This window comes from Longimicrobiaceae bacterium (assembly GCA_035936415.1).
GTDB lineage: Bacteria > Gemmatimonadota > Gemmatimonadetes > Longimicrobiales > Longimicrobiaceae > JAFAYN01.
Window position 1 is genome coordinate 1 of the sequence record DASYWD010000320.1, and the last position, 11,004, is coordinate 11,004.

An 11,004-nucleotide genomic window follows, 5' to 3' on the forward strand; every position below is an offset into this window, starting at 1 on the left:
ACTTCGCCCTCCCCGGCGACCTGGACGCCCTGCGCTCGGAGGTGGCGGAGCGGGCGCGGCGGCGGGACGCCCGCGCGGCCGGGGGGAGGCACGCCGCCGCGGAGCGCGCCGCCTTCGACTTCGGCCGGGTGGTGGGGGAGAGTCCGCTGCTGCGCGCGGCGCTGGACCGGGCTTCCCGCATCATCCCCCGCGACCGGGCCACCGTGCTGCTGACCGGCGAGACGGGGACGGGGAAGGAGCTCCTGGCGCAGGCCATCCACTACAACGGCCCCCGCGCGGCGCAGCCCTTCGTGGAGCTGAACTGCACCGCGATCCCCGCCGGGCTGCTGGAGTCGGAGCTCTTCGGGCACGAGAGGGGAGCCTTCACCGACGCCCGCACGGCCAAGCCGGGGCTGTTCGAGGCGGCGCACGGCGGGACGCTCTTCCTGGACGAGATCGGCGACCTCCCCCTGGCGCTCCAGGGGAAGCTCCTCAAGGTCCTGGACGACAAGGAGGTGCGGCGGCTGGGGGCCCTCCGCCCGCGCGAGGTGGACGTGCGGATCGTCGCCGCGACGCACGTGGAGCTGGAGGACGCCGTGGCGCGCGGGGAGTTCCGGGAGGACCTGTTCTACCGCCTCAGCGTGGTCCCCATCCACCTCCCGCCGCTCCGCGACCGCGGGGAGGACGTGATCCTCCTCGCCGAGCACTTCCTGCGCACCCTGGCCCGGCAGTACGACCTCCCCGTCCCGCCGCTGGACCCGCCGCTCCGCCGCGCCCTGCTGGCGCACTCCTGGCCCGGGAACGTGCGCGAGCTGCGCAACGGGATCGAGCGCGCCCTGCTCCTGGGCGATGGCGTGCTCGACCCGGCGGACCTGTTCCCCCGCGCCCGCGCCGCCTCCCCGGCCGCGCGCGGCGGGCCGATCCCGTTCCCGGCTCCCATGGACGAGATCGAGCGCGCCGCCGCCGTGGCGATGATGGAGCAGATGGACGGCAACAAGAGCGCGGCCGCCGAGGCGCTCCGCATCTCCCGCTCGCGCCTGTACCGGCTGCTGGACGAGGTGGAGGAGGGTGTGCCGGAATGAGACAGGCGTCCCGGGCCGCGACAGCGCGGCGGGCCGCAATGCAGCACTGGCGCGGTTTTTCGGGGGCGCGCCGCTTGCCCTGCAGCGGTGTGTGCCGCGCGCCCTCCACCCCCCTGAAGCATGGTGCCATGTCGAAGATCCGCCTCGTACGCCCGCTCCTTCTGCTCGCCCTCCTCCTCGCCGCCGGGTGTGGAGACCCCGCCGGCTCCGGCGACCGTCCGCGCGCCGAGGACGAGCTGGTCTTCCTGCGGGCCGCGGAGGGGACTCCGCCGCTGGAGTCGCAGACGGTCTCGTTCGTGGCGCGCGTCGGCGACAACGCCCGCGCCGAGATCCGCTACGTGAACAACGGCTACGGCTACGAGAAGTGCCTGGAGTTCCGGATCCCGGGGAACGGGCTGCTCCGCCGTCCGGACGGCCGCCGCTTCCAGCGGGGAGACACGGTGCGCATCACCATCACGGTGGTGGACCCGGCCCGCTTCGACTTCCGCTTCGAGCCGTCGGGGCTCCGCTTCGACCCGGACCACCCGGCCGAGCTCCGCGTCTCGTACCGCTGGGCCGACCGCGACTACAACGGCGACGGCACGGTGGACGACCGCGACGAGCGCTTCGAGCGGGAGTTCGGCTTCTGGCACCAGGGGCGCGCGGGGCAGCCCTGGTCCCGGATGGGGACGGTGAAGCTGGAGGACCTGCGCGAGGCGAAGGCGGAGATCACCGGCTTCAGCCGTTACGCGCTGGCCGGCGGCTACTGACCGCGAACCGACGCCGGACCCCGTGTCGACCCCCTCCACCTCCGCCCTGACGGTAGAGATGGCGCGCAGGCTCCGCGCGACCGGCGAGTGGCGCCGTCTCGCGGAGTACGGCGCGTCCCTCTCCCGGGAGCAGCTGCTCGGCGAGCCCGAGCTCGGCTACGCGTACGCCGCGGCGTCCAGGCGCCTCGGCGACGTCGCGCGCGCGCTGGCCCTCGCGGTGCAGGTGGAGCCGGCCGCGCGCCGCCGTGGAGACCGCCGGCTCGCCGCGGAGGTGGTGAACCTCGTGGGGAACCTGCTGTTCGAGTCGGGGCGGGCCGAGGAGGCGGAGCAGCGCTTCGCCGAGCTGCTGGACTACGCTTCGGAGCAGGAGGACGAGGAGTTCACCGCGCGGGCCAGCAACAACCTGGGAGTGCTCGCCAACGTCCGTGGGCGGCGCGACCTGGCGCTCACCTACTACCAGCGCGCGCTCGCGGCATACCAGCGGCTGGGCAACCTCCTGGGGCTCGCGCAGACTCACTACAACCTGGGCCTCTCCTATCGCGACCTTGGCTTCCCCGGGGACGCCGACGCGCACTTCCTGCGGGCGGTGGAGTACGGCGGCGCGGAGGAGGATGGCGACGGGGCGGAGCCGCCCGCGAGGCGCTGGAGCGAGGACGTGATCGCCAACGCCGAGACCGAGCGGGCCCTGCTGCGCGCACAGTCGGGCGACGGCACGCTGGCGGAGTGGATGGCGCGGCGCGCCCTGGGCCGCTTCGAGCGGATGGGCGACCCGGTGGGGGTTGCGCACGCCACCCGGGTGCTGGCCGCCGCGGCCCGCGCCTCCGGCCGGGACGACCTGGCCATCGCCAGGCTGGACGAGGCGCTGTCCATCGCCCGCGACCACGCGGACCCGCTCCTCCGGGCGGACGTGCAGCGCGACCGCGGCCTTCTCCTGCGCGACGCGGGGAAGCCGGCGGACGCGCGCGAGGCGCTCCTCGACGCGGCCGAGGGGTTCGACGTCATGGGCGCCGCCGCCGAGGCCGTCGCCATGCGCGCCATCGCCGCGGGGCTGGAGGGGTGAGCCCCCGCTGTAGCGCCCGCAGGCGCCCTGTCCCGTAACGCGACACCGGCCGCCGCTCCCCCGCATCCCCGTCCGTTTCCCAGGCTTCCACAACACGATACGCCACAGCGGCTTGCGCGTCGTTCCGCCCACCGGGCAGGAGCGGAGCGCCGCTTGCCCCGGGGAGCGGGTGGGTTTCACCTCTCATCCTCCTGCTCCAGGGTGGCGACATGAACGGCAAGCGAGTGCGAGTGCTCCTGGCGGTGGCGGCCGCGGTGCTGGGCTCCGGCGCGGCGGCGGCGTGCAGCGGCGGAGGCGGCGGCACGGATCCGGGCCCCACGACGGGCTCCGTGGTCGCGCAGGTCAGCGCCGCGGGAGCCGGCGTGCCGGGGGCCGCAGTGGCGATCTCCGGCGGCGCGGCGCGGACCACGGGGAGCAACGGGCAGGCGCGGTTCGACAACCTGCAGGCGGGCGGCTACACGCTCACCCTGCAGCAGCTCCCGCAGGGGTTCGCCATGGGCGGCGAGACGGCGGGGAAGACCACCAGCGTGACCGCGGGGGGGACCGCGACCGTGAGCTGGACGGTGCAGGGGAGCGCGGGCGGCCCCGCGGTCGTGCGGGCGCAGGGGACCTCGTTCTCTCCCGAGACCGTCACCATCCCCGCGGGCGGCACCGTCCGGTTCGAGTGGGTGAGCGGCTCGCACACCGTGACGCCGGAGAACCCCTCCGGGAGCTGGGTCGAGCATACCCTGGCCTCGGACGCGGACAGCTTCAGCGTGACCTTCGCCACCCCGGGGACGTACCGGTTCCGCTGCCGGCCGCACTCCAGCAGCTTCACCGGCGGGATGGTGGGCGTGGTCACGGTGCAGTGACACGGAGCCCCCGCCGGGATCTCCCGGCGGGGGCTCGTGCTTCGGGGCGGCCTGTGCCCGCCGGCAGGCTACCGGCGCTCGCGGACGTCGCCCTCCGTGTCCACGTCCACCCGCTCGCGGCGGAGGTCGGCCTCGACCATCTCGGTCTCCTCGACCTGCTGCTTGCGGACCACCAGCTCCTCCTTCGGCACCACCCGCTTCTGCACCACCGCCTCCTCCTCGGAGAGCGGCACGCGGATCTCCTCCTCGGCGATGCGGGCGGAGGCGTGCATCCCCGGCTCGATGGGCCGGCGCTCGATGGTCACCTCGTCGTGGGACAGCGGCACCTGCTCGCTGACGTGCCGGGTCTCGACCCGCTTGTCGATCTCCACCTCGCCCGCCTCCATGCGGCGCTTGCCCACGGCCAGCTCCTCCTCGGAGAGCGTCAGCCGCGCATCCCTCTCCGCCTGGTCGTCGCGGAGGGTGCGGTCGCGTTCCAGGGGGACCTCGCGGTCCCGTTCGTTGATGCTCATTCGGTTTCCTCCAGTTCAGGGCGCCCGACGTCGCGTCCGGCGCGGTTCGCCTCCCTCCCGGAGCTCCGGGCGGTCAGGGGACTGGAGGGGGCTGCAAGTGTTGTTCCATGTTTGCACAAGCAATGAACCTGCATGCTCTTCGCCTGCCGGTCCGCGGAGCCCGTGAAACACGAGGCCGGGGGACGAATCGTCCCCCGGCCTCCCATGTCTCTGCGTCCGCGGCTGCGTGCGGCTACGGCGCCACGTCGAAGAACCGGAGATCCTTCTCCCGCTCCACCGTAGTCTTCAGCGTCCACTCGGTGTCGAAGAGGATCAGCGGGCGCTCCCTGGAGTCGAACACCATGGTGCGCCCGTACCCTTCCGATGCCACGCGGCGGATCTCCGCCTCGGGACCCTCCACCCAGCGGGCGAAGCGGTACGAGAGCGGCTCCAGGCGCGCCTTGACGCCGTACTCGTGCTCCAGCCGGTGGAGCATCACGTCGAACTGGAGCTGCCCCACGGCGCCCACGATGGGGGCGGGGCCCACGATGGATTCGGCGTAGAACACCTGCGCGGCCCCCTCTTCGGAGAGCTGCTGCAGCCCGGTGTCCAGCTGCTTGCGGCGCATGGGGTCGGACACCACGATCCGCGCGAAGTGCTCCGGCGAGAAGCGGGGGATCCCCCCGAACTCCAGGCTCCCGTTCCCCGAGAGGGTGTCGCCGATGCGCAGGTTGCCGCGGTCGTGGATCCCGATCACGTCGCCGGGCCACGCCTCCTCCACGTGCGTCCGCTCCCGCGCCAGGAACTGGGTGGGAGCGGCCAGGCGGATCTGCTTCCCGGTGCGGACGTGCCGCACCTGCATCCCCGCCTCGAACCGCCCGGAGCACACCCGCACGAAGGCGATGCGGTCGCGGTGCTTGGGGTCCATGTTCGCCTGGATCTTGAACACGAACCCGGTGAAGTCCGGGTCCTCCGGCTTCACCTCGCCCGTGCTCGACTCCCGCGGGGTGGGGGCAGGGGCGCGGACCAGGAACTTCCGGAGGAAGGGCTCCACGCCGAAGTTGGTCATCGCGCTCCCGAAGAAGGTGGGCGACACCTCGCCGGCCAGGAACGCCTCCGGGTCGAACTCCTCGCCCGCCATGTCCAGCAGCTCGATGTCGGCCAGGAGCTTCTCGTGCGCTTCCTCGCCTATCATCTCCCGCACCGAGTCGTCGTCCAGGCTCCCCACCCGGGTCCCCACGCGCGTCTGCCCGTGGTCCACGCCCCGCTCGAAGAGGTGGATCCGGCGCTCCTCGCGGTCGTACACGCCCACCAGGCGGTCGCCCGCGGTGATCGGCCAGGTGACGGGGTAGCAGCGCAGCCCCAGGTCGCGCTCCACGTCGTCCAGCAGCTGCAGCGGGTCCGCGCCGGGGCGGTCGCACTTGTTGACGAAGGTGAAGATGGGCGTGCGCCGGCGGTGGCAGACCTCGAAGAGCTGCCGGGTGCGCTCCTCCACGCCCTTGCGGTTGTCCAGGAGCATCACCGCGCTGTCCGCGGCGATCAGCGTCCGGTAGGTGTCCTCGGAGAAGTCGGCGTGCCCCGGGGTGTCCAGCAGGTTCACCGCGTACCCCTCGTACTCGAACTGGAGGACGGAGGAGGTCACGGAGATGCCGCGCTCCTGCTCCATCTGCATCCAGTCCGAGGTGGCGTGCCGCGCCGCCCGGCGCGCCTTGACGCTCCCGGCCAGGTGGATGGCCCCGCCGTACAGGAGGAGCTTCTCCGTCAGCGTGGTCTTCCCCGCGTCCGGGTGCGAGATGATGGCGAACGTCCGCCGCCGGCGGACCTGCTCTGCTAGGTTGCTGCTCACGGACCTGCCTCCTCGAAAGTCGAACGCCCCGCCAGCAGGGGCCGCGGGGCGTCGGGGTGCTGCCGATCAGCTAGTAAATATAACGAAAAGCGGCGCTTGCCTCAATGCTGCGGGGGTGGAGGTCGTCGCGCCCTGCGGCAGGGCGTGCGGGGACTGCGAGGGCAGGGTCCCGGCCGCTCGTGTTCCTGACCCCGCAGGCGGTTCAGAACAGCCAGGCGAAGCTCCCCACGCCGCCGCTGTCGCCCGCCTCGTAAGACTCGATCCACTTCAGGACCGCCCGGACGTGGGCGCCCGCATCGCTCTGCCGGATCGAGGTGGACAGGAAGAGGACGCCTGGAAACTCCACGGAGCGCGAGGCCAGGTTCTGAACCAGCGGGGCGAAGTCCTGATAGTTCCGGGTCACGACGATCCGGTCCTGCGCGATCGCCCACCGGAGGATGTCGGGGTCCGGAGTGCTGGCGAGCCCCACCTCCAGGGCGTGCACCACGTCCACACCCGCGGCCTGGAGCTGCCGGCACGCGGCGACGTTCACGTGCTCGTCGAACAGCAGCCCGGGCCCCAGGGGCATCAGCGCCGGCTCCCGCCGAGCAGCCGCTCGATGCGCAGGTTCTCCTCGATCCTCCTGTCTACCTCGGCCGGAAACCGGCCGGCATACTCCAGCGCCTGCCCGAGCGCTTCTCTCGGCAGGAGTCCGCCGAAGTGGCCGTCGAGCGCGTCCAGGTCGCCATCATAATCGCGGGCCACCATTACGACCTCCCACACGTCCGGCCCGTTGCGGATCCCTGCCCGGCGCCCGGAAACCCCGTCGCGGAACTCCAGCCCCGGGAGGTTCTGCAGCGTCCACCACTCCTCCACGACGTGGCGGAAGCCGGAACTGGGTCCCTCGCCGAGAGCCTTCCAGAATTCGCGGACCTCTTCGTCCAGCCAGTCGTCGATCCGGGCGGTGAGCGTCGCCATCGTTCGCCCTCGGGGGTAAGCGTGCCCAAATGTATCTATGTGTATTCTAATGTGTACACCGGCATCCCTCAAGCGGTCCAGCCCGCGCGACGCGGGCTGGACCCGCCCTGCACGGGTCCCCGGGCGCCCGCCCCGGCTACGCCCGCTCCCGGCGGATGGCGTAGTTCAGCCCGCCGACGCGGTACCAGTGGTAGCCGAAGGCGTCCAGCACGATCCGGTGGACGCCGTCCTCCCCGGCGCAGCTCTCCTCCTCCACGATCAGGTTCACCAGCCGGTCGCCGCGCTCCACCCCCGTCCTCAGCTCGATCTCGTGCGGCTTGGTGTCGAAGTTGTGCACCACCAGCAGCGAGTTGCCGCGCCAGTCATAGCGCATGGCGAGCGCCTGGGGGCACCCGGTGTCCAGGATCTCCCAGCTCCCCCAGCCGATCTCCGGGCACTCCTTCCGCATCCGGATCATCCGCGCCGTCCAGTTGAGCATGGACTCCGGGTCGCGGTGCTGCGCCTCCACGTTCACCCGGGGGTAGCCCCAGACCCCGTCGTCGATCACGGGCTCCACCGTCTTCTCCGCCGTGGAGAAGCCGCCGTGGGGTTCGTCGGACCACTGCATGGGGGTGCGGACCGCCGCCCGCTCGGGGAGCGACAGGTCGTCGCCCATCCCGATCTCGTCGCCGTAGCGGATCACGGGAGTGCCGGGAAGGGAGAAGAGCAGGCTGTAGGCGAGCTCCAGCTGGGGACGGTCGCCCAGCATGGGGGCCAGGCGGCGGCGGATGCCGCGGTGGTAGAGCTGCATCCGCTCCTCCGGCCCGAATCGCGCGAACACCTTCTCGCGCTGCTCGTCGCTGAGGCGCCCCAGGTCCAGCTCGTCGTGGTTGCGGAGGAACTGCGCCCACTGGGCCGTGTGGGGGATCCCGCTCGTGGCGCGCAGCGCCTCCACCAGCGGGGCGGTGTCCGCCGTGGCGAGCGCGTAGAACAGGTGCTGGTTGACCCAGAAGTTGAACATCATGTGGATCCCGGTCCCCCCGTCCTCGCCGAAATACCTGCAGGCGTCCTCCGGGACCACGTTCGCCTCGCCCAGGAGGATGGAGTCGCCCACGCGCCACTGCTGGAAGCGGCGCATCTCGGACAGGTACTCGAAGTGGAGCTTCCCCTGCTCCTTTCCCGGAATGGTGCTCTCGATGACGAAGGGGACCGCGTCCACCCGGAAGCCCGCCACCCCCAGCTGGAGCCAGAAACCCATGATGCGCCGCACCTCGGTGCGCACCGCGGGGTTGTCCATGTTGAGGTCCGGCTGGAATGCGTAGAAGCGGTGGTAGTAGTACTCCCGGGCCTTCTTGTCGTACGTCCAGGTCGACTCCTGGACGCCCGGGAACACCATCCCCTTGTTCCAGTCGGAGGGGCGCTTCTTCGACCAGATGTACCAGTCCCGGTAGGGTGACTCCGGGTCGCTCCGCGCCTCCTGGAACCAGCGGTGCTGGTCGGAGGTGTGGTTCACCACCAGGTCCATGAGCACCTTGATCCCGCGCTTCTCCGCCTGGTGCATGAACTCCACGAAGTCGCCGCCGGAGCCGTATCGCGAGCTCACCCCGTAATAGTCGGAGACGTCGTACCCGTCGTCGAGGTCGGGCGAGGGCTGGAAGGGTGCGAGCCACACGGCGCCGACGCCCAGCGCCTGAAGGTAGTCCAGGCGGCGCATTAGCCCCTCGAAGTCGCCGACGCCGTCGCCGTTGGCGTCCATGAAGCTCTCGACGTCCAGGCTGTAGATGACGGTGTTCTTGTACCAGAGGTCTTCGATCATCGGTCTCCCCTGTCCGGGTCCGTGGCGGCGTCTCGCGAGCGGTACCCGTGCTGCAAGCTCCCTTCCAGACGGGGCGCGAAGCCCCGCGCCGGAGCCGCGCCTACCTCTCCCGCCTTCCCCGGAACTCCTGCCCTGCCACCCGCAGCACCACCTCCGCGGCACGCCCGTCCCCGCCCCGGACGAACTCGATCTCGGGACGCGCTCCCTCGGCCCAGAAGCGCGTCTCCGAGACGGGGACCAGGTAGACGCCGGGCTCCTCGTCCAGACGCGCGAAGAGCCTGCCCTCGCGCAGGGCGACCGTCAGCCGCCCCAGGGGGAGCTCGTACTCGCCGGTGTACGCGGCCAGGACTTCGGCGGCGACCGCCACGACCGGGGCTTCGAGGCGCCGCAGCATCTCGGCGGCGCCCGCGTTCTGCGGGTCCAGCTCCAGCGCGCGGCGGTAGTGCCGCGCCGCGCGCTGCCGGTCGCCCGCTCGGGCGTACGCCTCGCCCATGCTGTCGTGCACGTTGGCCGACCCGGGGTGGTCTTCCACGTTCCACCGCAGCACCTCCACCGCTTCGGGCACCCGGCCGCGCCCCAGGAGCGCGTACCCCAGCCGGTTCACCTCCGCTTCCGTGAGCGGGTCCGCGTCCCCCGCCTGCCAGCGGGCGCGGTACCCTGACGCGGCGGCGACGCCCCCCGCCAGCACTTCCCGCAGGAGCCGTCGGACGCGAGCGTCGTATCGCTCGTAGCCGAGCCAGGCGAAGGACGGCTGGTCGGCACCCAGAGCGATCCGGACGATCTCGGGGGCGACGGAGAGTCCGTTCGCGCCGTTAGTGAGGAGGACCACCCCGCGTCCGGAGCCACGGAGCGCCGCGACGTACGCCTGCATGTTCCCGTTGTCCCCCCAGTGCCAGAGCGCGGTGTCGCCCTCCACGCGCTGCAGGCCCCAGCCGAGCCCCCACGAGATCGCCTCCGACCGTGCGCCCTCCGGCTGGCCGACGCACTGGGTGCACGCCTCCTCCACGGCTACCTGGGGGCGCAGCATCTCACGCGCGGTCTCCAGACGCAGCCCCTCGCCCCGCAGCACGGCCGCGAGGAACCGCCCGTAGTCGCCCGCCGTGGTCTCGAGGCTGGAGGCGGCGTTCGCCAGCACGGCGCGGTTCCGCCCGGCCACGCGTCCGGAAGCGTCGTGCGCATGGGCCTTCAGGGTGTCGTAGCGCTCCTGCCATACGAAGCTGCTGCTCGTCATCCCCAGCGGCTCCAGGACCAGGCGGCGCACCAGCGCGTCCAGGGGCTCGCCGGTCAGGTGCTCCACCGCCTTCTGCAGGTAGACGTACCCCTCCCCGGAGTAGCTGAAGCGGGCCCCCGGCTCCATCCCGATGCGGAGCGGCTGGTTCCCGCGACGCCAGTTGGGGAGCCCGGTGGTATGGCTGAGCACCGTCCGAGCCGTGATGCGGTGGAGGCGCTCGTCGCCGGCCACGTACGGCTCGGGAAGGTAGCGGCTGAGCGGCGCGTCCAGGTCCAGCCGCCCCTGGTCCACCAGCTTCAGCACGGCGTAGGCGAACACCGGCTTGCTCAGCGAGGCGGCCTCGAACACGGTCCCGGGCGTCACCGGCTCGCCAGTCGCCGCGTGCTTCACCCCGAAGCCGCGCGTCCAGGCCACGCGCCCGTCCTCCACCAGGGCGAGGGCGGCCCCCGGGACTTCGCCCTCCTCCAGCAGGCTGGGGAGGGCGGCTTCGAGCGCGGCGGCGGGCGACGGCGTCACGGTGCTCGGGGATGCGGGGGCGGCGGCGGTGCCGGCCAGCCGCGGCGCACACCCGGACAGCATGGCGCCGAGGAGGACCGGTGCAGCGGCGGCGAAGCGGAAGAGCGGCATGGCGATGGTCGCGGTGCAGGGTGACGGAGTCGCTGCTCGCTGCGGCCGGTCCGCAGCGACTGCGCACGACCCGTGCTACCGGAGCGGGGCGTGCAGCCGCGCGGTGGCCCGGCGCTTGAAAAGAGCCGCAGCCGAGCGCGTCCGTCCAGCCGGTGAGCCGGGGCGCCGCGGGCCGCTCTTGCGCGCGGGTCCACGCCCGCTCCACTCTGTGCACCTCCGGAAGCATCCACTCCAACCCGTGCGGAAGGCCATGCGGAGTCTCGTCCGATCCCTGCAGCGTACGCTCCTCCCCGTTCTCGTTTCCGCCCTCGTCTGGGCGTGCGCCCCGTCCGCGCC

Annotated in this window: 10 protein-coding genes; 4 read left to right on the forward strand and 6 right to left on the reverse strand. The window is 72.3% G+C overall.

The window, feature by feature from the left end:
* The 4 genes from VGR37_13115 to VGR37_13130 form a co-directional block, all read left to right on the forward strand.
* The coding region (locus VGR37_13115) for a sigma 54-interacting transcriptional regulator (protein HEV2148338.1) at positions 1-1,061 on the forward strand (1,061 nt) is incomplete at its 5' end.
* Between the two features lie 128 nt (positions 1,062-1,189).
* Positions 1,190-1,810 (forward strand): hypothetical protein, encoded by a 621-nt coding sequence (locus tag VGR37_13120; GenBank protein ID HEV2148339.1) that lies wholly within the window; start codon positions 1,190-1,192, stop codon positions 1,808-1,810.
* A 22-nt stretch (positions 1,811-1,832) separates the two neighbouring features.
* Positions 1,833-2,870: a tetratricopeptide repeat protein gene (locus VGR37_13125; protein ID HEV2148340.1), complete on the forward strand. Its 1,038-nt coding sequence runs from the start codon at positions 1,833-1,835 to the stop codon at positions 2,868-2,870.
* A 209-nt stretch (positions 2,871-3,079) separates the two neighbouring features.
* Positions 3,080-3,721, forward strand: coding sequence for a plastocyanin/azurin family copper-binding protein (locus VGR37_13130; GenBank protein HEV2148341.1), 642 nt, complete (start codon positions 3,080-3,082; stop codon positions 3,719-3,721).
* A gap of 68 nt (positions 3,722-3,789) precedes the next feature.
* On the opposite strand, the gene VGR37_13135 is transcribed toward VGR37_13130, so the two are convergent.
* From VGR37_13135 to VGR37_13160, 6 genes are all read right to left on the reverse strand, one after another.
* A complete protein-coding gene (locus VGR37_13135; protein HEV2148342.1) occupies positions 3,790-4,233 on the reverse strand; it encodes a YsnF/AvaK domain-containing protein in 444 nt (147 codons plus the stop codon).
* Positions 4,234-4,465: 232 nt separating this feature from the next.
* Positions 4,466-6,058 (reverse strand): peptide chain release factor 3, encoded by a 1,593-nt coding sequence (locus tag VGR37_13140; protein ID HEV2148343.1) that lies wholly within the window; start codon positions 6,056-6,058, stop codon positions 4,466-4,468.
* Between the two features lie 202 nt (positions 6,059-6,260).
* Positions 6,261-6,626, reverse strand: a complete 366-nt coding sequence (locus VGR37_13145) for a DUF5615 family PIN-like protein (GenBank protein ID HEV2148344.1) — start codon at positions 6,624-6,626, stop codon at positions 6,261-6,263.
* On the reverse strand, positions 6,626-7,015 hold the full coding sequence (locus tag VGR37_13150; GenBank protein HEV2148345.1) for a hypothetical protein: 390 nt from the start codon (positions 7,013-7,015) through the stop codon (positions 6,626-6,628). The genes VGR37_13145 and VGR37_13150 overlap by 1 nt, the downstream gene beginning before the upstream one ends.
* 136 nt (positions 7,016-7,151) lie before the next feature.
* Positions 7,152-8,810: an alpha-amylase family protein gene (locus VGR37_13155; protein ID HEV2148346.1), complete on the reverse strand. Its 1,659-nt coding sequence runs from the start codon at positions 8,808-8,810 to the stop codon at positions 7,152-7,154.
* A gap of 100 nt (positions 8,811-8,910) precedes the next feature.
* A complete protein-coding gene (locus tag VGR37_13160; GenBank protein HEV2148347.1) occupies positions 8,911-10,668 on the reverse strand; it encodes a serine hydrolase in 1,758 nt (585 codons plus the stop codon).
* Between the last annotated feature and the right edge of the window lie 336 nt (positions 10,669-11,004).